Here is a 21,460-nt window from a genome sequence, read left to right as displayed (position 1 = left end):
CACTGGCTGACCCGGCGCGGCGAGCCTATCGCCCTTCCTCGCCGGGGTTCAATCGGAACCTGGGATCGGGCGCGGGCTACACCGGTGTCCGCCATTCCGGATGCGCATCCGTGGTGCCCCGCACCACGCCTTCATAGGCCGCCTGCAGGCGCTGCGTGATCGCGCCCGGCGTGCCGCTGCCGACCGGCAGGCGGTCCACGCTGGTCACCGGCACAAGTTCCTGGCCCGTGCCGCAGAGGAAGACCTCGTCGGCGACGTAGAGCTCGGTGCGGTCCACCTCGCGTTCCTCGAAGGGAAGACCAAGCTCGCGCGCGAGCGTGATCACCGTCTCGCGCGTGATGCTCTCCAGGATGTCGCTGCTGCGGCTGGGCGTCGCCAGCACGCCGTCGCGCACCAGGAACAGGCAGGCGGCGGCAGCCTCGCTGACCTTGCCACGCTGCGTCAGCAGGATGGCGCTGTCATAGCCATCGGCCTTGGCCTGCAAGGTGGCGAGGCGCCCGGCATGGTAGTTCGCGCTCGCCTTCACGCGCGGCGGCATCGCGTTGTCCGGCAGCCGCGTCCAGGAGGAGACCTGCGCGGCCAGGCCGGTGGCGAATTTCGTGCTGCGCTCGCGCGGCAGCGCGGCGGCGATCCAGCCGACGGGACCGGTGGTGGCCATCATGCCCATGCCCTCGATCTGCACCTGCACGCGCAGATAGGCATCGTCGTCGGGCTCGTTCAGTCGGATGACGTCGAGCACCGCCTGGCGCAGCACATCGAGCGGCGGCGGGTCGGCCAGGCGCAGCACCTTCATGCCCTGGCCGAGGCGGGCCAGATGCTCGTCCAGCCGGAAGACGGTGAAGGCGCCGGTGGTCGGGTGGCGATAGGCGCGCAGCCCCTCGAACACCGCGATGCCGAAGGCGACGCCGAGCGCGAGCGGGTGGATGCGTGCGTCCTCGAACGGGATGGCGCGGCCGTTGTGGATGATGGTGCGGGCCTGCCACATGCTGCTTGCTCTCCTGTCGCGGCGCGGCGAGTCTGGTTGCGCGCGCGGGTTCCGGCAAGCCATTGACGGCGGCTCGCGCCCGGTGCCCGATGGACCGCCCGAGGGGAGGAGAGACGATGCGCAGGGCCCGCCCATGGCCGTGATCGCCAGCACCGCCGATCCGCGGTCCGAAGCCTTCCGCGCGAACGCAGCCGCCATGGCCGCGCTGGTCGCGCAGCTGCGCGCGACGGTGGAGAAGGTGCGGGAGGGCGGCGGCGAACAGGCCAGGCAGCGGCATCTCGGCAGGGGAAAGCTGTTGCCGCGGGAGCGCATCCGCACGCTGATCGATCCCGCCTCGCCCTTCCTGGAATTCTCCCAGCTCGCGGCGCAGGGGATGTATGGCGAGGAGATCCCGGCTGCCGGGATCATCACCGGCATCGGCCGTGTCGCCGGGCGCGAATGCGTGATTGTCGCCAACGACGCGACGGTGAAGGGCGGCACCTACTACCCGATCACCGTGAAGAAGCACCTGCGCGCGCAGGAGATCGCGCAGCAGAACCAGCTGCCCTGCATCTACCTGGTGGACAGCGGCGGGGCGAACCTGCCGAACCAGGACGAGGTCTTCCCCGACCGCGACCATTTCGGGCGCATCTTCTTCAACCAGGCACAGATGTCGGCGGCCGGCATTCCGCAGATCGCGGTGGTGATGGGCAGCTGCACCGCCGGCGGCGCCTATGTGCCGGCGATGTCGGACCAGGCGATCATCGTGCGCAACCAGGGCACCATCTTCCTCGGCGGCCCGCCGCTGGTGAAGGCGGCGACCGGCGAGGTGGTGACGGCGGAGGATCTCGGCGGCGGCGACCTGCACAGCCGCACATCCGGCGTGACGGACCACCTGGCGGAGAGCGATGCGCATGCGCTGGGCCTTGCGCGCCGCATCGTGGCGGGGCTGAACCGCGCCAAGCCCGCCGGCTTCGACGAGCCGGCGCCGCCGCGCGAGCCGCTGCACGGCGACATCGGCGGCGTGGTGCCGGCGGATGTGCGCGAGCCCTATGACGTGCGCGAGGTGATTTCCCGCATCGTGGACGGCAGCGAGTTCGACGAGTTCAAGCCGCTCTACGGCCCGACGCTCGTCACCGGCTTCGCCCGGATCTGGGGCTATCGCGTCGGCATCGTCGCCAACAACGGCGTGCTGTTCAGCGAGAGCGCGCAGAAGGGCGCGCATTTCATCGAGCTCTGCGACCAGCGCGGCATTCCGCTGGTGTTCCTGCAGAACATCACCGGCTTCATGGTCGGCCGCAAATACGAGGCCGGCGGCATCGCCAAGGACGGCGCGAAGATGGTCACCGCGGTCGCCACCGCACGCGTGCCGAAATTCACGGTGATCATCGGCGGCAGCTTCGGCGCGGGCAACTACGGCATGTGCGGCCGCGCCTATTCCCCGAGGTTCCTGTTCATGTGGCCCAATGCGCGGATCAGCGTGATGGGCGGCACCCAGGCGGCGAGCGTGCTGGCGCAGATCCGGCGCGACGCGATCGAGGCGAAGGGCGGGGAGTGGCCCGCCGAGGAGGAGCGGAAATTCAAGGCGCCGATCGAGGCGCAGTACGAGGCGCAGGGCAACCCGACCTACGCTTCCGCACGCATCTGGGACGATGGCGTGATCGCGCCGGAGGATACGCGGATGACGCTCGCCCTGTGCCTCTCGGCGGCGCGCAACAACCCCGTGGCGGGCTGGGGCGGCGAGCCGCGCTTCGGGATCTTCCGCACGTGAGCTTCCAGACCCTGCTCATCGCCAATCGCGGCGAGATCGCCTGCCGCGTCATCCGCACGGCGCGGCGCATGGGGCTGCGCACCGTTGCGGTGTTCTCAGAGGCCGATGCGGGCGCAATGCATGTCGCGATGGCGGATGCGGCGATCAATATCGGCCCGGCGCCGGCGCGCGAGAGCTACCTGAACATCCCCGCGCTGCTCGACGCCGCACGCGCCACCGGCGCGGAAGCCATCCATCCCGGCTACGGCTTCCTCTCCGAGAATGCGGAATTCGCCGAAGCCTGTGCGGCCGCGGGCCTCGTCTTCGTCGGACCGCCGCCTGCCGCCATCCGCGCCATGGGCAGCAAGGCCGCGGCGAAGGTGCTCATGGAGCGGGCGGGCGTGCCGCTGGTGCCGGGCTACCACGGCGAGGACCAGTCGGACGCGACGCTGCGCGCGGCGGCGCAGCGCATCGGTTTTCCCATCCTGGTCAAGGCCAGCGCCGGCGGCGGCGGCAAGGGGATGAAGATCGCCCAGGATGCCTCCGAACTGGATGAGGCGCTGACGCTGGCGCGGGGCGAAGCGGCCTCGGCCTTCGGCGACGACCGGCTGCTGCTGGAGCGCTACCTGACGAGGCCGCGGCACATCGAGATCCAGGTCTTCGCCGATGGCCACGGCAATATCGTGCACCTGTTCGAGCGCGACTGCTCGATCCAGCGGCGGCACCAGAAGGTGGTGGAGGAGGCCCCGGCGCCAGGGATGACGGCGGAACGCCGCGCCGCCATGGGCAAGGCGGCCTGCGATGCGGCGCGCGCCATCGGCTATGTCGGCGCCGGCACCGTGGAGTTCATATCGGAAGGCGACACCTTCGCCTTCATGGAGATGAACACGCGCCTGCAGGTGGAGCATCCCGTGACGGAGGCGATCACCGGCCTCGACCTGGTGGAATGGCAGCTGCGCGTCGCCGGCGGCGAGGCGCTGCCGCTGGCGCAGCAGGAGCTGCGCATCGCCGGCCACGCGATCGAGGTGCGGCTCTATGCCGAGGATCCGACGCGCGACTTCGCGCCGAGCGTCGGCACGCTGCGCCACCTGGCGCTGCCGGAGGGCCTGCCCGGCATCCGCGTGGATGCCGGCGTGCGCACCGGCGACGCCATTCCCATCCACTATGATCCGATGATCGCCAAGCTCATCGCCCATGGCGCGGATCGCGAGGAAGCGCGGCGCCGGCTTCTGCGCGCGCTGGCGGCCTCGGAGGTGGCGGGCGTGCGCACCAACCTGCCGCTGCTGCGCGCCATCTCAGCGCATCCCGCCTTCGCGGCGGCGGAACTCGACACCGGCTTCATCGCGCGCCATGGCGAGGCGCTGCTGGCGCGGCAGGAGGCGGCGCCGCGCGGCGCGCTGGCCGCCGCCGTGCTGCGGCTGCTGCGCGACGAGTCGTTCAGCGATCCCGCCGATCCGCGTTCGCCCTGGGGCCTTGCCAATGCCTGGCGGCTGAACGGCGAAGGCTGGCAGGATTTTCTGCTGCTGGACGGCGAGGACCAGGCGACCATCCGCGCGCATCTCGGCAACGGCCTCGTGCTCGACCTGCCCGGCGGCGCCGCCCGCATCGCGGGCGCGCGCTGGGATGGCGATGCGCTCACCTGCGCGCTCGACGGTGTCGTGATCCGCGCACGGGTGTTGCGCGACGGCGATGCGCTCGCCGTCATCCTCAGCGGCGCGACGCATGAGATGCGCCACCTCGATCCGCGCGCACCTTCGGGCGAGGCGGACAGCGCGGGCGGGCGTGTCGTCGCGCCGATGCCGGGGCGGGTGCTGCAGCTGCTGGTCGCGCCGGGCGATGCCGTCGCGCGCGGCGCGGTGCTGCTGGTGCTGGAGGCGATGAAGGTGCAGATGCGCATCACCGCCCCCGCCGAAGGCATCATCGGCGCGGTGCGCTGCGCCGTCGGCGACCTGGTGGAGGACGGCGCCGAGCTGGTGACGCTGGAGCCCGCCGGCGGAAGCTGACTACCGCACGGGCGACAGCCGCAGCACCTGGCCGTTGGATTGGTCGGTGAGCGCCAGGATAGCGCCGTCCGGTGCCTGCGCTACGTCGCGGATGCGGGCGCCGAGCGCGATGCGCTCCTCGTTCTGCACGCCGCCATCCGCCAGCCGCAGCCGCACGATGCCCTGTGCCCTGAGGCCGCCGATCAGCATGTCGCCGCGCCAGCCGGGGAAGGCCTCGCCTGTGTAGAACACCATGCCCGAGGGCGCGATCACCGGCGTCCACTGGTGCACGGAGCCGGCCAGGTCCGGGCGCGTCGGCGGGTCCGGGATGCCCTGGCCGCTGTAGTGGCGGCCCCAGCTCACCAGCGGCCAGCCGTAGTTGCGCCCGGCTTCCACCAGGTTGAGCTCGTCACCGCCGCGCGGCCCCATCTCGGCGACCCAGAGCGCGCCGGTCTCGGGGTGGATCGCCGCGGCCTGGATGTTGCGGTGGCCATAGGACCAGATCTCCGGCCGCGCGTTGCTCCGGTTCACGAACGGATTGTCTGGCGGCACGCCGCCATCCGGCTCGATGCGCACCACCATGCCGATGGTGCCCGAGAGGTCCTGCGCCGGGTCGAATTCGTAGCGGTCGCCGAGCGTCACGATGAGCCTGCCGTCCGGCGCGAAGACCAGGCGCGATCCGAAGTGGTTGCCGCCCTCCACCTTCGGCTGCTGCCGCCAGATCACCCGCACCTCCTCCAGCGCGGTGGCCTCGGCGTTCAGCCGGCCGCGCGCGACGGCGGTGCCGGCGGTGCCGCCCTCGCCCGGCTCGGCGTAGGACAGGTAGATGCGGCGATTGCCGGCGAAGTCGGGATCGAGCGCCACGTCGAGCAGCCCGCCCTGGCGACGGGCGAAGACCTCCGGCACGCCGTCCAGCGGCGGCGAGAGCTCGCCCTGGCGGGAGACCAATCGCAACCGGCCCGGCCGTTCCGTCACCAACAGGCGGCCATCCGGCAGCACGGCCACCGCCCAGGGATGCACCAGCCCATCCGCCAGCACCTCCACCCGCACGGTGCCGGCCGAGGTCTGGACTTCCCGCGGCTGTGCCTGGGCGCAGGCCGGCAGCAGCAGGGCAGCAGCGAAGAGCAGGCGCACGAGGCCCCGGCGCGTCGCCTCAGGGCCAGTAGGGCGGCAGGCCGTAATGCGCATGGAGCTGCTCCTCATAGCCGCGCGCCGGTGCGCCGGTGGGATCATAGTCCGGGCTTGCCTTCACCTGCGCGCGGGTGAGGTCCACGCTGACCCTCCGCGCGCGCCAATCGATCGCGTGGAACCACTTCGTCCCGACCAGCACCTTCCGCCCGGGCCACCAGTTCCGCGTGTCCACCACCACATAGCGCAGGACCCACGCCTCGCAATCGACGAGGAATTCCTCGACATGGCCGATGTCGCCGTCGCTGGCATGGATGTGGTAGCCGGCGACCTCGTTGGCGCTGCGCAGATGCGGATCGCCCGGCGGGCGATCCGGGTCCGGCAGGTCGGGGTCGCGGCGCGGATGGTCGGTGAGCGGCAGCGGGGCGGGGCCGGTGATGCCGGCGGCCGGCACCACGCCGAAATCCCAGTACGGCGTCTGGCCGTAGTGACCATAGAGACCCGCCTCCAGCTGGCGCGAGACCGGGGCGTCGAAGTCCACCGCCGGGCTTTCCTCCACCTGCCGGCGCGTCAGTCCGACCGGGAAGTCGCGCCCGGCCTGGGGTGAGCCGAGGCAGGCGGTCGGCAGCAGCACCTTGCGTCCGGGCAGCCAGGTGCCGGTGTCCACCACCGCCCAGCGCAGATGCCAGCCTTCATCCTCGAACAGCAGGTCCGCGATGCTGCCGATGCGGCCATCCGTCGCCTGGATGGAACTGCCGATGAGGACCGAGGATCGCCAGAGCATCATCGACGTCACCTCCCTTGGCTCGGGGCTTCCCGGCTTCAAAGCCGCGGCAAAGCGCATGGTTGCGCACCAGCTGCCCGGGCGGGCAACCGATTGCGACCCTGCAGGTTGCGGGACGATGCAGCAGCTGCTCGCCGACGCCCCGCTCTGGGCTTCCATCGCGACGCTCGTGGCTGCGGCGGCGGCGATCTGCTTCGCTGGCACGCGGCTGGCCGGCGTCGCCAACGTGCTGGCCGACCGGACCGGCATGGGAGAGGTGATCGCCGGTGCGTTGTTCGTCGGCGGCGCGACCTCGCTGCCGGGGATCATCACCTCCGTCTCCACGGCGTGGCAGGGGCATGCGGGGCTGGCGATCGGCAACGCGTTGGGCGGGCTGACGGTGCAGACCGCCTTCCTCGCCGTCGCCGACCTGTTCTACCGGCGCGCGAACCTGGAGCACGCCGCCGCCTCCACCGTCGGCCTGGCGCAGGGCACGCTGCTGGTCGTGCTGCTGACGCTGCCGTTGATGGCCGCGAGCGGGCCGGACTGGACCTTGCTCGGCATGCATCCCGTCACCCCGATCCTGTTCGCGGGCTATGGCGCGGGGCTGTGGCTGCTGGCCGCGATCCACGAGAAGCCGATGTGGTCGCCGGTGATGACCTCCGCGACCCAGGCCGAGGAGGTCGGCGGCGATGCGGCGCGGGAGCAGGGCGGCGGCGAGGACCCCACCGCCGGCCCGTATCGCGACAGCCCGACGCGGCGGCTCTGGCTGCTGTTTCTGCTCCATGCCGGCATCACCGGCGCCGCCGGCTATGCGGTGGGCGAGGCGAGCATCGCGCTGGTCGGCCGCACCGGCCTGTCGGAGACGGCGGTCGGCACGGTGTTCACCGCGGTCGCCAATTCGCTGCCGGAACTGGTGACCGCGGTCGCCGCGGTGCGTGTCGGCGCGGTCGGGCTGGCGGTGGGCGACGTGATCGGCGGCAATTCCTTCGAGGTGCTGTTCCTCGCCGCCGCCGATATCGCGTGGCGCGACGGCTCGCTCTATGCGCGCTTCGATCAGGACAATGTCTTCACCGCCGCCACGGCCCTGCTGATGACCGGCGTGCTGCTGCTCGGCATGCTGCCGGCGGCAGCGGCACGGGGTGGCCGGCATCGGCTTCGAGAGCGCCATGGTGCTGGCGCTGTACGCGATCGTGGTGGCGGTCGCCTTCTTCTGACCCCTGCCAGAAGACGGGGCGGGATCTGCCCCCCCCCCGCCCCCGCAAACCCCGCAGCGCTGACGCGTTCCGGCATCGTCGCGGCTTTCTTCGACGAGGCTTCATGGCCGACTGGTCCGCTGCGGACATCGCCCGAGGGGCGCTGCTCCTGCTCGCCGTTGCGCTGGTCGCGCTGACGGCGCTGCCGTGGCTGCGCGCCACGGCGGGGTGGGTGCGGGTCTGGGATTTCCCGCGCCCGCAGATCGCCGCGCTGCTGGCGCTGACGCTGGCCGGCCTGATCGCCCTGTCCGAGTGGCGCGAGGCCGGCACCTTGGCGGTGCTCGGCGCCGCCGGGGTGGCGCTTGCGGCGCAGCTGTGGCGGATCTGGCCCTACACCAGGCTGCACCGGCCGCAGGTCAGGGCGGCGGAGCCCGATGCGCCCGGGGAGGACATCGCCCTGCTGGCCGCGAACCTGCAGCTGCGCAACAGCGGAGCGGAACGCCTGCTGGCCCTGGTGCGCCGCATGTCGCCCGACATCGTCTTCGTGGTCGAGCTGGACGAGAGCTGGGCCGACGCGCTGGAGCCGCTGAAGGACGAGTACCCGCACCGCCTGGTGCATCCGCGCCGCGATTTCTGGGGCATGGCGCTCTACTCCCGGCTGCCGCTGGTGCAGCCGGAGGTGCACTTCCTGCTGGAGGACTACGTGCCTTCCATCCGCACCGGCCTGCGGCTGCCTTCAGGCACGGTGGTATCGTTCCACGGCGTGCATCCCAAGCCGCCGATGATGTTCGGTCACGGCACGGTGCAGCGCGATGCGGAGCTGGTACTGGCCGCGCAGGCGGTGGGCAGCGGTCCGCGCCCGGCCATCCTGGCGGGCGATCTCAATGCGGTCGCCTGGTCGCGCGAGACCGAGCTGTTCATGCGGGCTGGCGGGCTGCTCGATCCGCGCATCGGTCGCGGGCTGTTTTCCACCTTTCCCGCGAACTGGCCGTGGTTCCTGCGCTGGCCGTTGGACCATGTGTTCTTCAGTGGCCATTTCCGGCTGCTGTGGCTGGCGAAGATGCCCGATATCGGCGCGGACCACCTGCCGCTCCATGTGACGCTTCGCCTGCAGCCCGGCCCGCCACAGCCGGAGCCGCTGCCACGAGCGGAGGACGGGGCCGCAATCCGCCGCATCATCGCGGCCGGGCGGCGCGCGGCCGGAGAGGAAGGGTCAGCCTCGCCGGAGAGGTAAACCGCAATCGCCCTGGGTGTGCGCACGGAAGGTTGGCGCGCCAGGCGTGAAACGCCGGCTCACGAACAGCTACTCCGAGCTCCGAGCCTCAGCGGATGGCCGCGGCGCCAGCACCGCCACGGCCCGGGGCAGCACCCGCAGCCGTGCCGGCGTACGCGCGAGGATCTCGCCATCGGCGTTCACGCTGCGCGGCCGGTGCGTGCGGATCTCCACCTCCCGGCAGGCGGCGGTGCGCACCTGGCGCCACTGGCCCTGGCGCCCGGCGCGCAACGCAGGCAGCAGCAGGGCAAGCCACCAGGCGTTCTCGAATTCCAGGCTGTAGAGGTGCAGCACGCCGTCATCCGGCTCGGCATCCTCCTCCACAGCCATGCCGCCGCCGTAGTAGCGGCCATTGCCGAAGGCGACCTGCAGCGTGCGGACATGGTGCAACTCGCCGTCGCAGATGATCTCGGCGCGGAAGGGGCGGGCACGCGGCAGCGCGCGGAGCGAGGCGATCGCATAGGCCAGCCGGCCCCAGCGGCGCTTCAGCTCACCGGTCAGCTCCTTCGTGACCGCGACGCTCAGCCCGATGCTGGCGACGTTGAAGAAGGGATGGCCGTTGACCTCGCCGAGGTCGATTCGGCGCCGGTGCCCTTCCAGGATCACCCGCGCCGCGGCCTCGGCATCGGGCGGGATGCCGAGGGTGCGCGCCAGGTCGTTGGCGGTGCCGAGCGGCAGGATGCCGAGTGGAAGTCCGGTCTCGATCAGCGCGGCGGCGGCGGCGTTCATCGTGCCGTCGCCGCCGGAAAGGACCAGCAAATCCACCGCATCGGCATGGCGGCGGATGATGGCGGCGAGCTCCTCCGCACCGTGGCAGCTCTGCTGCACCAGTTCCAGCCCGGCAGCTTCCAGCGTCGCCGCGGCCGCGAAGAACCCGGTGTCGGCGCGCCGGTGCTTTGCATGGGAGACGAGCAGCACGCGGCGCGGATGCCACGCCGGGCCTGCGTCGGCGGGATTCGGTTCGGGGTCGTCGGAGACACTCATGCGGCACCTTCGGCCGGAGGCCGTGCCATGCGCAGCCTTCCAGCCCGGGCTGCGGCGGGCGGGCGCCTCGGCCAGAGCGCGCGCCGCCTGCCCGGGTTCCCGCTGCATCCCGCGGCCCCGTCGGGCGCTGAGGCTCGACACGCCGCGCCGGCATTCGGCGGCGACGACGAAAAGGAGAAGGGCATGTGGCGGTTGTTCCGGAACCTGGCGATCCTGCGCGGCATCTGGGGCCTGGTGCGGTGGGCGCGCCGGCGTTGAGCGCGGAACCGCAGCGGCCTGCGCCATGCGCCAGCTGAGCATCCGCGTGCCGCGCGGCCATGGCGCGGCGGCGCTGGACGCCGCCCGCGCGCATGGCGGCGCCAACATGGCGCGGATCGAGGCCGCCGACGAGCACGGCGCGGCCGAGCTCGTTCTCGCCAGCCTGCCGAATGCGCAGGTGGGCCCGCTGCTGGATGCGCTGGAGCGGCTGCCCGACCTGCATGTGACGCTGGCGCCGCAGGGTGTCATCACGCTGCGCCCGCCGGCCGGGCAGGCGGCGGAGCAAGCGACGGATGTCGCGTCGCGCAGCCCGGTCGAGGTGTTCCTCGGCGGGCTGCAGAGCGTGGGGTCCTGGACGGGCTTCCTCGGCTATGCGGCGGCGGGCGGGATCGTGGTGTGGATCGGCCTGTTCACCAACACGGTCTACCTGCTCATCGCGGCGATGCTGATCGCCCCCTTTGCCGGGCCCGCGATGAACGCGGCGCTGGCCACGGCGCGCGGCGACGCAGAGCTGCTCGGGCGTTCCGTCGCGCGCTACCTGGCGGCGCTGGCGGTGGCGATCGCGACGGCATTCGCGCTGAGCCTGCTGCTGCGCCAGCAGGTCGCGACGGAGATGATGGAGTCGGTCAGCACGATCTCCTCGGTCGCGGTGCTGCTGCCGCTGGTGGCGGGGGCCGCCGGCGCGCTGAACCTCTGCCAGTCGGAGCGCAGCAGCCTGGTGAGCGGCGCGGCGACGGGGATGCTGGTGGCGGCCTCGCTGGCGCCGCCGGCAGGTGTGGTCGGCATGGCCGGATCCATGGGCGATTGGGAGATGGTGCGCGCCGGCGCCTTCGTACTGGTGCTGCAGCTGGTCGGCATCAATGTCGCCGGCGCGGTGGTGTTTCGCCTGTTCGGCCTGACGCCGCGCGGGGTGCGCTTCGCGCGCGGGCGGCGCTGGGTGGGCGCGTCGGCCTGGCTGGCCTCGGCTGCGGTGGTCGGCGTGCTTCTGGCCTGGCAGTTCTCGGACCCGCCGGAGTTGCAGCGCTCCACACGGGCGCAGCGCGCCGCGGCGGAGGTGCAGCAGGTGGTGGAGGCCAGCGGCACCGCACGGCTGGTGGAGGCCGAGGTCCGCTTCACGCGCGCCGAGCTGGAGCGCGGCAATGCGCTGCTGGTGCTGGTCCATGTGCTGCCGACGGGGGCGGATGGCGCCGCGCCGGACGCGATCCGGCGGCAGCTCTCGGAAGCCATCCGGGCGCGGCTGTCCGCGGAGTTCGAGGTGCGGCCGCTGGTGGACGTCACCGTGCTCGATAGCGGTTGAGCGCCGGTCAGCCCTGCCGGCGCAGCAGCGTCCAGGCGAAGCGCTGTTCGCCGCCGGCAGGGGTGCGATGGATTTCCGCCTCGGCATGTTCCAGCGCGAAGGGCGGGCCGATGCGGGCGGCGAGATCCTGCGGCGACCAGCGGCGCACCGGAAGCCCGCTGCACCGCTCCGGGCCGTCGGGGGCGAAGGCGGCGATGATGACCGCGGCGCCGGGCAGCGTGCCGGCACGCAGCGCGGCGAGGTAGCCCTCCTGCGCTGCGTCGTCGGTGAGGAAGTGGAACGCCGCGCGATCATGCCAGAGCGCGTAGCGGCGCGGCGGCGTCCAGCGCGCGAGGTCGGCCTCGATCCAGGTCACCTTCGCCGCCGCCGCGCCGAGGCGCTTGCGGGAGATGGCCATCGCGGCTGGCGAGAGGTCGGCGACCGTGATGTCGGCGAAGCCCTGCGCGAGGAGCGCGTCCACCAGCTTCGACGCCCCGCCGCCGGCATCGAGCAGCGGCGCCGCGGGATCGGCGCCGGCGGCTTCGATCAGGCGCAGCGACGGCGCGGCCTCGGCCTGGAACCAGGAGCGCGTTTCGGCCCCCTGGGCGTAGGCGGCATCCCAATGCGCGGGGCCGCCCGCCGGCGTCTCAGACACGGCCGTGGCAGTGCTTGTACTTCTTGCCCGATCCGCACGGGCAGGGCGCGTTGCGCGGCGTGGCGGACCAGGTCGAGGGATCGTTCGGATCTACCGCCGCCGCGACCAGCGGCGCACGCGACGTCTGCACCGCTGTGCCGTAGGCGGGCGGCGGACCGGCATCGGCATATTCCAGCTCGCCGCCCGCGCCGGCGGGATCGGGGTGGCGCATGTCCATCACCCGCACCGGCTCCGGCATCGGCGGCGGCTGGTCCTGGCGCAGCTCGATTCGCATCAGCACGCTGGTTACCCGCTCACGCAGATCCACCAGCATGGCGTTGAACAGGTTGAAGGCCTCGCTCTTGTACTCGTTCAGCGGGTCACGCTGGCCATAGGCGCGCAGGCCGATGCCCTGCCGCAGATGGTCCAGCGAGAGCAGGTGCTCCTTCCAGACCGCGTCGAAGATCTGCAGCAGCAGGCTCTTCTCCACCATGCGCATCAGCTCGGGGCCGAAATTCGCCACGCGCGACGCATAGGATTCGTCGGCCGCCTTCTGCAGACGCTCGCGCACCTCGGTCTCGTCGATGCCTTCCTCGCGCGCCCAGCCGGCGACGGGCAGGTCGAGGCCGAGCACTGTGCTGACCTTCTCCTGCAGGCCGACGAGGTCCCACTGCTCGGGGTAGGCGTTCTCCGGGATCGCCTTGTCCACCATCGCGCCGACCGTCTCGCGGCGCATCTCGGCGACCGTCTCGGAGACGTCCTCGGCGGTCATGAACGCCTTGCGCTGCGCATAGACCTCGCGGCGCTGGTTGTTCATCACGTCGTCGTATTTCAGCAGGTTCTTGCGGGTGTCGAAGTTCCGCGCCTCGACCTTCTTCTGCGCCTTCTCCAGCGCCTTGTTGATCCAGGGGTGGATGATCGCCTCGCCCGGCTTCAGCCCGAGCTTCTCCAGCATGCCGCCCATGCGGTCGGAGCCGAAGATGCGCATCAGGTCGTCTTCGAGCGACAGGAAGAAGCGCGAGGCGCCCGGATCGCCCTGGCGCCCCGAGCGGCCGCGCAACTGGTTGTCGATGCGCCGGCTCTCATGCCGTTCGGTGCCGATCACCAGCAGGCCGCCGGCGGCTTTCACCTGGGGCCGCACCGCCTCGACCTCGGCCTTGTGGCGCGCCAGCGCGGCCTCGTATTCCGGGCTGTCGGCATTGCCCACTTCCGCGCGCGCCAGCATGTCGGCGTTGCCGCCGAGCTGGATGTCGGTGCCGCGGCCGGCCATGTTGGTGGCGATCGTCACCGCGCCCGGGCGGCCGGCCTGGGCGATGATGCCGGCCTCCTGCTCGTGGTAGCGGGCGTTCAGCACCTGGTGCGGGATCTTCTTCTTCTTGAGCAGGCTTGCGATCAGCTCCGACTTCTCGATGCTGGTGGTGCCGACCAGGATGGGCTGCCCCTTGGTGCGGCATTCGTCGATCAGCGCGATCACCGCCTCGTATTTTTCCTGGGCGGAGCGGTAGACCTCGTCGTCGGAATCGGCGCGCGCCACCGGCACGTTGGTGGGGATCTCGACCACGTCGAGCTTGTAGATCTCGGCGAACTCGTCGGCCTCGGTGGAGGCCGTGCCGGTCATGCCCGAGAGCTTGGGATAGAGGCGGAAATAATTCTGGAAGGTGATGGAGGCGAGCGTCTGGTTCTCCGGCTGGACCGGCACGCCCTCCTTCGCCTCCAGGGCCTGGTGCAGGCCGTCGGAGTAGCGGCGGCCTTCCATCATGCGGCCGGTGAACTCGTCGATGATGATGACCTTGTCCTGGGTGACGCCGTATTCGGTCACCGGCTTGACGATGTAGTCCACGTCGCGGGTGAACAGCACATGCGCGCGCAGCGACTGGTTGGCGTGGTGCACCAGGGTGACGTTCTGGATGTCGTAGAGCCCGCCTTCCTCCAGCAGCCCGGCCTCGCGCAGCATCTCCTCGAGCTTCTCGGTGCCGGTCTCGATCAGGTGGACGGTCTTGAACTTCTCGTCCTTCTCGTAGAGCGACTTGTCCTTCACCAGCTCCTTCATCACCACGTTGACGCGGTTGTAGAGGTCACTGGTGTCGTCGGTCGGGCCGGAGATGATCAGCGGCGTGCGGGCCTCGTCCACCAGGATGGAATCCACCTCGTCCACGATCGCGTAGTTGAAGTCGCGCTGGACCATCTCGTCCAGGCGGTACTTCATGTTGTCGCGGAGATAGTCGAAGCCGAACTCGTTGTTGGTGCCATAGGTGACGTCGGCGGCATAGGCGGCGCGGCGTTCCTCGTCGGTCAGGCCGTGCACGATCACGCCGGTGGTCAGGCCGAGGAAGCGGTAGATCCGCCCCATCCATTCCGCGTCGCGCTTCGCCAGGTAGTCGTTCACGGTGACGACATGCACGCCCTTCCCGGAAATCGCGTTGAGGTAGACGGGCAGGGTGGCGACCAGCGTCTTGCCTTCGCCGGTCTTCATCTCGGCGATCTTGCCTTCGTGCAGGACCATGCCGCCGATCATCTGCACGTCGAAATGACGCATGCCGAGCACGCGCCTGCCGGCTTCGCGCACCACCGCGAAGGCCTCGGGCAGCAGGTCGTCGAGCGAGCGGCCGGCGGCGAGGCTGGCCTTGAACTCGTCGGTCTTGCCGCGCAGCGCCTCGTCCGACAGCGCGGCGATCTGCGGCTCCAGCGCGTTGATCGCCGGCACGCGCGCCTGGTAGCGCTTGAGGGCGCGGTCGTTCGAGGTGCCGATGAAGGCGCGGACGAGGCGTTGAAACATGATTTCCAGTCGTCTCCGGCCGGCGCCCTGCGCCTGCCCCGATGGTCGCCTGCCGTCGCAGGGCCGATCAGCCCGGTAGCACAGCGGCCGTGCGAAGGGGGCGCAGCCGGCCGGGCACCGGCCATGCCGGCGGGGGCGCGGCAGCCGAGAGATAGGCGCGCCGGGGGGGCGCGTCAACGCGATCGGGCCGGCGCCGGACAGGCCCCGGGGCCCGCCCAAGGGTCCCGCCTTGTGACAGCCTCCGGCATCGGCCATATCGGCCGTTCCCCCGGAGTTGTCCCCCGATGCGCCTTCCGGCCCTCGCACTTGCCGTCCTGCTGCCCGCCGGGCCTGCCCTGGCCCAGGCCCCTGCCGCCCCCTCGGCACCCGCTGCCCAGGCCCCCGCCGCCCAGGCCCCCGCCGCCCAGGCCCCCGCAACGCCAGCCCCGGTCGCCGCCGATCCGCTGCTGGCGCGGGTGGATGGGCAGGAGATCCGCCAGTCCGACCTGGAGGCGGAGCTGAACCGCCTGCCGCAGGAGCTGCGCGGGATGCCGCCGCAGATGCTCCAGCCGCTGCTGCTGGACCAGATGATCACCCAGAAGGCGCTGGTGGCCGCCGCCCGGGCCCAGGGGCTCGACCGCGATGCCGAGGTGCGGGCCCGCATCGCGCGCGCCACCGAGGAGACGCTGCAACAGGCGCTGCTGCTGCGCGAGGTGCAGCCCCTGCTGACCGAGGAGGCGCTGCGCGCCCGCTACCAGCGTGATATCGCCGGCCGCCCGGCGCAGGAGGAGGTGCGCGCCCGCCACATCCTGGTGCCGACCGAGCAGGAGGCGCGCGCCGCGCTCGCCGAGGTGCGCCGTGCCGGCGTGGACTTCGCCGAGGTGGCGCGCCGCCGCTCCACCGGCCCGGGCTCGCGCGAGGGCGGCGATCTCGGCTTCTTCAAGCGCGGCGACATGATCCCGGAATTCGAGCAGGCCGCCTTCGCCCTGCAGCCCGGGCAGATCGCCGACGACCCGGTGCGCACCCAGTTCGGCTGGCACGTGATCAAGGTGGAGGACCGCCGTGCCGCGCCGGCGCCGACCTTCGAGGAAAGCCGCGAGCAGCTGCGCCAGGCGGCCTTCGAGCAGGGCGTGAGCAGCGCCGTCGAGCGCATCCGCGCCGCCGCCAACGTCGAGCGGCTGGCCGGCGGGGAGGCGCCGCGCGCGCCCTCGCTGCTGGATGGTGCCGCGCCGCCGGCCGCGGCGCCCACGCCGCGCCGCTGAGTGGTTTTTCGCCTCCCCGGCTTGCGGGGGCGGTTAGGGTGGGGGAAACACGCCGTCCGTTTCGCTCAAGACTGATGGACCCTCGCCCATGGCCGCCGGTAAGGACCTGCCCGTCTCGCCGCTGATGCTGCCGCTGCCGGTGCTGCCGCCGGTGCCGGGCGTGCGGCTCGGCACCGGGCAGGCGGGCATCCGCTACAAGGCGCGCGAGGACGTGACCATGATGGTGTTCCCCGCGGGCACCACGGTTGCGGGCGTCTTCACGAAGAACAAGTGCCCCGGCGCGCCGGTGGATTGGTGCCGCGCCGCACTGAAGGGCGGCCGCGCCCGCGCGCTGGTGGTGACCGCCGGCAACTCCAACGTCTTCACCGGCAAGGCCGGCCGCGAGACCTGCCAGGCGACCGCGAAGGCGATGGCGGAGCTTGCCGGGTGCAGGCCGGGCGAGGTGTTCCTCGCCTCCACCGGCGTGATCGGGGAGAAGCTGCCGACGGAGAAGCTCACCGCCGCGCTGCCGCCGCTGTTCGGCGCGCTGGGCGAGGATGGCTGGGCGGGTGCTGCGCGCGCCATCATGACCACCGACACCTTCCCCAAGGGCGCCACGCGCACCGCCAGGATCGGCGAGGCGACGGTGACGGTCAGCGGCATCGCCAAGGGCAGCGGCATGATCGCGCCGGACATGGCGACGATGCTCTGCTTCCTGGCCACCGACGCGAAGATCCCCGCCGGCGCGCTCCAGGCGATCCTGCGGAAGGGCTCGGACCGCAGCTTCAACTGCGTGACGGTGGACAGCGACACCTCCACCTCCGACACGGTGCTGCTGTTCGCCACGGGGGCGACGAAGCATCCGCGGGTGCCGCCCGAGGGCGGCGCGATCCTCAGGGACTTTGCCCGCGCGGTGAACGAGGTGCTGATGGACCTCGCGCTGATGGTCGCGCGCGACGGCGAGGGCGCGCAGAAGCTGATCCGCATCGACGTGACCGGGGCGGTCAGCGCGAAGTCGGCGCACCGCATCGGCATGTCCATCGCCAATTCGCCGCTGGTGAAGACCGCGATCGCCGGCGAGGACGCGAATTGGGGCCGCATCGTCATGGCGGTCGGCAAGTCCGGCGAGCCGGCGGACCGTGACCGGCTCTCGGTCGGCGTCGGTGGCGTCTGGATGGCGCGGGAGGGCGAGATCGTGCCCGGCTACGACGAGGCGCCGGTGGTCGCCCACATGAAGGGGCGCGAGGTGGAGATCAGCGTGGATCTCGGCCTCGGCCGCGGCAAGGCCACGGTGTGGACCTGCGACCTGACGCACGGCTACATCGATATTAATGGAGCATATCGTTCGTAGCGGGGCAGGCACCGCTGCCCGGGCCTTGACGCTCTCATTGGCCTAGTCGGCGCCTTAATGTGCGCCAGTAAGATTTCTTGACGGGCGCGTGACGATCGGGGCGGGGCGCGACTCGCTCCTCGCTGCTCGCCACGCGCCCGCCGAAGGAACTTTCAGCCGAACAGGTCCCCGTAGTCAGGAATTGTGGGAAGATCAGGCAGTTCCGGGACCGACAGGTCCGGAAGGTCCACGTCCTCAGGAACAAGCGATCCGACCAGTTCCTCAAGGTCGGGGATATCATACTCGGGCGGCGTCGGAAGGGTGGGCGGCATGTCGTCCTCCATTGCTTGCCCCGGCGTCCCACGTCGAAGTTGGGGCGCGGCCGGCAAGAAACTCTGAATAACGCAGTCCCGCAAAAGCAATGCCCTTGTTGCGCTCTTCCGGATGAACACTTCCTGGCTGAGCTTATACGCCCTTTGTGCAGCATGACCGTCGGCCGGCTAATTCCTTTTTGCTGTCCTTGAGAAGCTTGGCCGCCCGCTAACGTGGCCGCGCCCGTTCGGCGTAGCAGGAAGCCTTGAGGCCGAGCTTGGCGGGAAGGGAGGGCAGCTATGACAGCTATCGCATGGGTCGGTTCCGACGCCTTGGCGCTCGGAGATGCCACTCTCGCAACCACGACAACCGTCGTCACCGCCGAGGCTGGGGACAGCACCTTCAAGGCCACGGCGGACAGCACCGCAACGGCGGTGGGGGAGTCTGAGACGGGAGACTCCCTCGCCACGACCGGGATCACGAGCTTCGTATATGCCAGCGACGCGGACGGCACCGGTGCGGGCGTACTGACGACGACCTCGGGCACGGCCGTGGGCGAGGACTCCTACGCAACAAGCACGACCACGAGCTTCGCGATCAGCACCGACGGCGCGGACGTTGCCGTCGGAATCTGCTACTCCTACGCGACCGGCGACACCTACCAGGAGGCCGAGGCTTACGTTGACCCGTACGGGGATATCACCGCCGGTCACACCGTGGAGACGGATACAGCGCTGTTCGATAGTGCCCGCAGCATCGGGGTCGCAGTGGATATCATCTGAGGGTCGCGGCGCACGCGGCTCAGGCGTCGCCGACAGTCGGGCGAACGCGCCCGAGGGCGGGATCGTGCCCGGCTACGACGAGGCGCCGGTGGTGGCCCATATGAAGGGGCGGGAGGTGGAGATCAGCGTGGATCTCAGCCTCGGCCGTGGCAGGGCCGCGGTGGGACCTGCGACCTGACGCACGGCTATATCGACATCAACGGCGCCTATCCCAGTTGAGACGCCGGGGCGGTCAGCCCCGCTTGCCGACGCGCGCCTCGATCAGCGTGCGGATCTCGGCCAGCGCATCCGCCCCGTGCCCCTCCAGCCGCACGCGCAACGGGGAGGGCACGCCGTAGCGCGTGATCGCCATGTTGTCGCCGCCATAGCTGCCGAAGCGCACCTTGGCGATTTCCTCCCAGCCCATGCGGATCCGCTCGCCCTTGCGTTCGATGGCCAGGCCATGCTCGTCGATCTCGAGCACCGCCGATCCGGCGATGCGGTTCACCAGCGCATAGAAGCCGAGCGTCAGCACCGCCATGGCGGCACCAAGAGCCGAGAGCGCCACGATGTCGCGGAAGCCCTCGAGCCAGCCGAGCAGCGGCGTGAGCACGCCGACGATGGCAGCGGTGATCAGGTTGGAACGGCGCGCCTCGGAGGCCGCCGGGACATAGCGGTTCGTTGTCATGCGCCGAGCTTCGCGCAACCAGCGCGGGATGCAAGCCGCCCTGCCGCACGGCGCCCGCTCGCCTGTGGTGTGCGGCGCAGAATCACGCCCTCGGGCGATTCCGCCCTGCGGCGATCTGCTCTAAGGAAGCCGGAAGCGTGTGGAGCACCCATGGAACTGCCGCCCGGCGCCGAACAGCACGAGTCGGGCGAGGCGGCCGATCCGCTCGCCCCGCCGCCCTTCCAGCCGCTGCGCACCGACCGTCTCGCGCTGCGCCCGCTGCGCGCCGAGGACGCGGCCGAGCTGCATCGCCTGGTGAACGACTGGGAAGTGGCGAAGACGCTGGCGCGCGTGCCCTTCCCCTATCCGCGCGAGCTCGCCGACGAATGGATCGCCTCCACCCGCGCGCAGATCAACGAGGGCCGTGCCTGGCACCTGGCGATCACCGGCATCGAGCATGCCGGCACGCCGGAGGAGGCCGAGGTGCTGGTCGGCTGCGTCGGCCTCACGCTCGATGCGGCGCGGAAGCAGGCGGAGCTCGGCTATTGGGTTGGCCGGCGCTTCTGGGGCCATGGCGTGGCGCCGGAGGCGGCCGGGCGCATCGCGCGCTGGGCGCTCGCCAATCTCGGCATCGAGAAGCTGGTCGCCTCTGCGCTGGTGGAGAATCCGCGCAGCCAGGCGGTGCTGCGCCGCATCGGCTTCCGCCACGCGGGCGAGGGCGCGCGCGATTTCCTCTCGCGCGGCGGCGCCATGCCGGTGGTGCTGTTCGAGATGGGCCGCAACGACCTGCCCGCCCTGCCGCCCTCGCCCGAGTCGGCCATGTCGGCGGAGGCGCCGGGGGCCGGGGCGGCGGAGGTGCCGGCGGGCAAGCGCATCCTGCTGGTCGCCGCCTGCGCGCTGATCGACAGCGATGGCCGCGTGCTGCTGGCGCGCCGGCCGGAGGGCAAGCCGCTCGCCGGGCTGTGGGAATTCCCGGGCGGCAAGGTGCATCCCGGCGAGACCCCGGAAGCCGCACTGATCCGCGAATTGCGGGAGGAGTTGGCGATCGACGTGGCGGAGGCCTGCCTGGCGCCCTTCGCCTTCGCCAGCCATGGCTATGAGGGCTTCCACCTGCTGATGCCGCTCTACCTCTGCCGTCGCTGGTCGGGGCAGGTGACGCCGGTGGAGGGCCAGGCGCTGGCCTGGGTGCGGCCGCAGAAGCTGGCCGAGTACCCGATGCCGCCGGCGGACAAGCCGCTGGTCGCGCTGCTGCGCGACTTCCTGTAGCCTGCCGCCTCGATTCCGTCGCCCGGAGCGTCCATGACAGGTCACTCCCCCACCGCCTGCCTGCTCGTGATCGGCAACGAGGTGCTCTCGGGCCGCACGCGCGACGCCAACATCCAGTTCCTGGCGACACGACTCGGGCAGATCGGCATTCCGCTGCGCGAGGTGCGGGTCATTCCCGATGTGCGGGAGACCATCGTCGCCACGGTCAACGAGGTGCGGCCGAAATTCGACCACGTCTTCACCACCGGCGGCATCGGCCCGACACACGACGACATCACCAGCGAATGCGTCGCTGCCGCCTTCGGCGTGCCGTGGGAGCCGCACCCCGAGGCCTGGGCGCGGCTTGAACGGCATTATGCGCCGGGCGAGTTCAACCCGGCGCGGCAGCGCATGGCGACCCTGCCGCGCGGGGCGACGCTGATCGACAACGCGATCTCCATCGCGCCGGGCTTCACCATCGGCAACGTGCATGTCCTGGCCGGCGTGCCGCGCATCATGCAGGCGATGTTCGACGCGCTGGCGCCGACGCTGCAGGGCGGGCCGCCGATCGCCTCCCGCACGGTGCACGCGGACGGCATCATGGAAGGCCGCATCGCGGAGGGGCTGGCGGCGATCCAGGCGCGCTGGCCGGCGCTCGATATCGGCAGCTATCCGTACTACCGGATGGGCGGCGGCGGGGTGGCGCTGGTGGCGAAGGGCGTGGACGTCGAGGGCGTCGAGGCCGCATCGCGCGACATCACCACCCTGCTGCGGGCGGTGGGCGGCAAGCCGGTGCAAGGGGAGCCGCCGGTCTAGACCCGAGTTGCCCGGGCCGTGTCCGGGCAACTCGGCTCCAGCCCTTTCGAGCCGGCGATTCACGCCCTGGCGTGCCCGCCTGCGGCGTGCACACCCAGGACGATCGCGGGCTAGAGCGACGTGCC

18 protein-coding genes and 1 pseudogene are annotated in these 21,460 nt (G+C 71.4%); 11 read left to right on the top strand and 8 right to left on the bottom strand.

All coding sequences use genetic code 11. The features are described from left to right. Positions 1 to 76: 76 nt before the first annotated feature. Positions 77 to 985, bottom strand: a complete 909-nt coding sequence (gene ilvE, locus ACESM1_RS12150) for a branched-chain-amino-acid transaminase (RefSeq protein WP_372620394.1) — start codon at positions 983 to 985, stop codon at positions 77 to 79. Positions 986 to 1,118: 133 nt separating this feature from the next. Here ilvE and ACESM1_RS12145 point away from each other — a divergent pair, with 133 nt between their 5' ends. Together ACESM1_RS12145 and ACESM1_RS12140 are read left to right on the top strand one after the other, a co-directional pair. Continuing rightward, positions 1,119 to 2,735 (top strand): carboxyl transferase domain-containing protein, encoded by a 1,617-nt coding sequence (locus tag ACESM1_RS12145; protein ID WP_372620393.1) that lies wholly within the window; start codon positions 1,119 to 1,121, stop codon positions 2,733 to 2,735. Further along, complete coding sequence (locus ACESM1_RS12140; protein WP_372620391.1) at positions 2,732 to 4,717, top strand: acetyl/propionyl/methylcrotonyl-CoA carboxylase subunit alpha; 1,986 nt, start codon at positions 2,732 to 2,734, stop codon at positions 4,715 to 4,717. The genes ACESM1_RS12145 and ACESM1_RS12140 overlap by 4 nt, the downstream gene beginning before the upstream one ends. Here the strand turns inward: ACESM1_RS12140 and ACESM1_RS12135 are convergent, their stop codons facing one another. Together ACESM1_RS12135 and ACESM1_RS12130 are read right to left on the bottom strand one after the other, a co-directional pair. Beyond that, positions 4,718 to 5,830 carry a PQQ-dependent sugar dehydrogenase gene (locus ACESM1_RS12135; protein ID WP_372620389.1) on the bottom strand — a complete coding sequence of 371 codons (1,113 nt, stop codon included), beginning with the start codon at positions 5,828 to 5,830 and terminating at the stop codon, positions 4,718 to 4,720. A gap of 19 nt (positions 5,831 to 5,849) precedes the next feature. Continuing rightward, positions 5,850 to 6,611, bottom strand: coding sequence for a PRC-barrel domain-containing protein (locus tag ACESM1_RS12130; protein ID WP_372620387.1), 762 nt, complete (start codon positions 6,609 to 6,611; stop codon positions 5,850 to 5,852). Positions 6,612 to 6,726: 115 nt separating this feature from the next. Between ACESM1_RS12130 and ACESM1_RS12125 the strand changes: the two genes are divergently transcribed. Together ACESM1_RS12125 and ACESM1_RS12120 are read left to right on the top strand one after the other, a co-directional pair. Next, on the top strand, positions 6,727 to 7,980 hold the full coding sequence (locus ACESM1_RS12125; RefSeq protein ID WP_372620386.1) for a sodium:calcium antiporter: 1,254 nt from the start codon (positions 6,727 to 6,729) through the stop codon (positions 7,978 to 7,980). Further along, a complete protein-coding gene (locus ACESM1_RS12120; RefSeq protein ID WP_372620384.1) occupies positions 7,908 to 9,017 on the top strand; it encodes an endonuclease/exonuclease/phosphatase family protein in 1,110 nt (369 codons plus the stop codon). Before ACESM1_RS12125 ends, ACESM1_RS12120 begins: the two co-directional genes overlap by 73 nt. 69 nt (positions 9,018 to 9,086) lie before the next feature. Here the strand turns inward: ACESM1_RS12120 and ACESM1_RS12115 are convergent, their stop codons facing one another. Beyond that, entirely contained in the window at positions 9,087 to 10,040 is a 954-nt protein-coding gene (locus tag ACESM1_RS12115) for a lipid kinase (RefSeq protein WP_372620383.1), read from the bottom strand. A gap of 283 nt (positions 10,041 to 10,323) precedes the next feature. Here ACESM1_RS12115 and ACESM1_RS12110 point away from each other — a divergent pair, with 283 nt between their 5' ends. Beyond that, positions 10,324 to 11,595: a DUF389 domain-containing protein gene (locus tag ACESM1_RS12110; protein ID WP_372620382.1), complete on the top strand. Its 1,272-nt coding sequence runs from the start codon at positions 10,324 to 10,326 to the stop codon at positions 11,593 to 11,595. 7 nt (positions 11,596 to 11,602) lie between these two features. Here ACESM1_RS12110 and ACESM1_RS12105 read toward each other — a convergent pair whose 3' ends face one another. Further along, positions 11,603 to 12,229: a class I SAM-dependent methyltransferase gene (locus ACESM1_RS12105; protein WP_372620380.1), complete on the bottom strand. Its 627-nt coding sequence runs from the start codon at positions 12,227 to 12,229 to the stop codon at positions 11,603 to 11,605. After that, positions 12,222 to 14,984, bottom strand: a complete 2,763-nt coding sequence (gene secA, locus ACESM1_RS12100; protein WP_372620378.1) for a preprotein translocase subunit SecA — start codon at positions 14,982 to 14,984, stop codon at positions 12,222 to 12,224. Before secA ends, ACESM1_RS12105 begins: the two co-directional genes overlap by 8 nt. Positions 14,985 to 15,268: 284 nt before the next feature. Here secA and ACESM1_RS12095 point away from each other — a divergent pair, with 284 nt between their 5' ends. Both ACESM1_RS12095 and argJ read left to right on the top strand, forming a co-directional pair. Then, entirely contained in the window at positions 15,269 to 16,225 is a 957-nt protein-coding gene (locus ACESM1_RS12095) for a peptidylprolyl isomerase (protein ID WP_372620376.1), read from the top strand. A gap of 88 nt (positions 16,226 to 16,313) precedes the next feature. Beyond that, complete coding sequence (gene argJ / locus ACESM1_RS12090; protein ID WP_372620374.1) at positions 16,314 to 17,555, top strand: bifunctional glutamate N-acetyltransferase/amino-acid acetyltransferase ArgJ; 1,242 nt, start codon at positions 16,314 to 16,316, stop codon at positions 17,553 to 17,555. Between the two features lie 152 nt (positions 17,556 to 17,707). Here the strand turns inward: argJ and ACESM1_RS12085 are convergent, their stop codons facing one another. Next, a complete protein-coding gene (locus ACESM1_RS12085) occupies positions 17,708 to 17,866 on the bottom strand; it encodes a hypothetical protein (RefSeq protein WP_372620373.1) in 159 nt (52 codons plus the stop codon). 279 nt (positions 17,867 to 18,145) lie between these two features. Between ACESM1_RS12085 and ACESM1_RS12080 the strand changes: the two genes are divergently transcribed. Further along, on the top strand, positions 18,146 to 18,628 hold the full coding sequence (locus ACESM1_RS12080; protein WP_372620371.1) for a hypothetical protein: 483 nt from the start codon (positions 18,146 to 18,148) through the stop codon (positions 18,626 to 18,628). Positions 18,629 to 18,674: 46 nt separating this feature from the next. After that, positions 18,675 to 18,847: pseudogene (locus tag ACESM1_RS12075) on the top strand (bifunctional ornithine acetyltransferase/N-acetylglutamate synthase); the annotation flags it as partial. 13 nt (positions 18,848 to 18,860) lie between these two features. Here ACESM1_RS12075 and ACESM1_RS12070 read toward each other — a convergent pair. Then, a complete protein-coding gene (locus tag ACESM1_RS12070; protein WP_372620370.1) occupies positions 18,861 to 19,295 on the bottom strand; it encodes a hypothetical protein in 435 nt (144 codons plus the stop codon). 150 nt (positions 19,296 to 19,445) lie between these two features. Between ACESM1_RS12070 and ACESM1_RS12065 the strand changes: the two genes are divergently transcribed. Next, positions 19,446 to 20,540, top strand: coding sequence for a bifunctional GNAT family N-acetyltransferase/(deoxy)nucleoside triphosphate pyrophosphohydrolase (locus tag ACESM1_RS12065; RefSeq protein ID WP_372620368.1), 1,095 nt, complete (start codon positions 19,446 to 19,448; stop codon positions 20,538 to 20,540). Positions 20,541 to 20,573: 33 nt separating this feature from the next. Then, positions 20,574 to 21,335 (top strand): competence/damage-inducible protein A, encoded by a 762-nt coding sequence (locus ACESM1_RS12060; RefSeq protein WP_372620366.1) that lies wholly within the window; start codon positions 20,574 to 20,576, stop codon positions 21,333 to 21,335. The last annotated feature ends 125 nt before the right edge of the window (positions 21,336 to 21,460 follow it).

The organism is Falsiroseomonas sp. (assembly GCF_041690465.1).
GTDB lineage: Bacteria > Pseudomonadota > Alphaproteobacteria > Acetobacterales > Acetobacteraceae > Falsiroseomonas.
The sequence above is the reverse complement of the archived record's forward strand: the minus strand, read 5'-3'. Positions and strand labels throughout refer to the sequence as shown.

Coding starts and splice junctions, on each gene's coding strand:
- ilvE (WP_372620394.1), bottom strand. CDS start 985: ATGTGGCAGGCCCGCACCATCATCCACAACGGCCGCGCCATCCCGTTC.
- ACESM1_RS12145 (WP_372620393.1), top strand. CDS start 1,119: ATGGCCGTGATCGCCAGCACCGCCGATCCGCGGTCCGAAGCCTTCCGC.
- ACESM1_RS12130 (WP_372620387.1), bottom strand. CDS start 6,611: ATGATGCTCTGGCGATCCTCGGTCCTCATCGGCAGTTCCATCCAGGCG.
- ACESM1_RS12125 (WP_372620386.1), top strand. CDS start 6,727: ATGCAGCAGCTGCTCGCCGACGCCCCGCTCTGGGCTTCCATCGCGACG.
- ACESM1_RS12120 (WP_372620384.1), top strand. CDS start 7,908: ATGGCCGACTGGTCCGCTGCGGACATCGCCCGAGGGGCGCTGCTCCTG.
- ACESM1_RS12115 (WP_372620383.1), bottom strand. CDS start 10,040: ATGAGTGTCTCCGACGACCCCGAACCGAATCCCGCCGACGCAGGCCCG.
- ACESM1_RS12110 (WP_372620382.1), top strand. CDS start 10,324: ATGCGCCAGCTGAGCATCCGCGTGCCGCGCGGCCATGGCGCGGCGGCG.
- secA (WP_372620378.1), bottom strand. CDS start 14,984: ATGTTTCAACGCCTCGTCCGCGCCTTCATCGGCACCTCGAACGACCGC.
- ACESM1_RS12095 (WP_372620376.1), top strand. CDS start 15,269: ATGCGCCTTCCGGCCCTCGCACTTGCCGTCCTGCTGCCCGCCGGGCCT.
- argJ (WP_372620374.1), top strand. CDS start 16,314: ATGGCCGCCGGTAAGGACCTGCCCGTCTCGCCGCTGATGCTGCCGCTG.
- ACESM1_RS12085 (WP_372620373.1), bottom strand. CDS start 17,866: ATGCCGCCCACCCTTCCGACGCCGCCCGAGTATGATATCCCCGACCTT.
- ACESM1_RS12080 (WP_372620371.1), top strand. CDS start 18,146: ATGACAGCTATCGCATGGGTCGGTTCCGACGCCTTGGCGCTCGGAGAT.
- ACESM1_RS12070 (WP_372620370.1), bottom strand. CDS start 19,295: ATGACAACGAACCGCTATGTCCCGGCGGCCTCCGAGGCGCGCCGTTCC.
- ACESM1_RS12065 (WP_372620368.1), top strand. CDS start 19,446: ATGGAACTGCCGCCCGGCGCCGAACAGCACGAGTCGGGCGAGGCGGCC.
- ACESM1_RS12060 (WP_372620366.1), top strand. CDS start 20,574: ATGACAGGTCACTCCCCCACCGCCTGCCTGCTCGTGATCGGCAACGAG.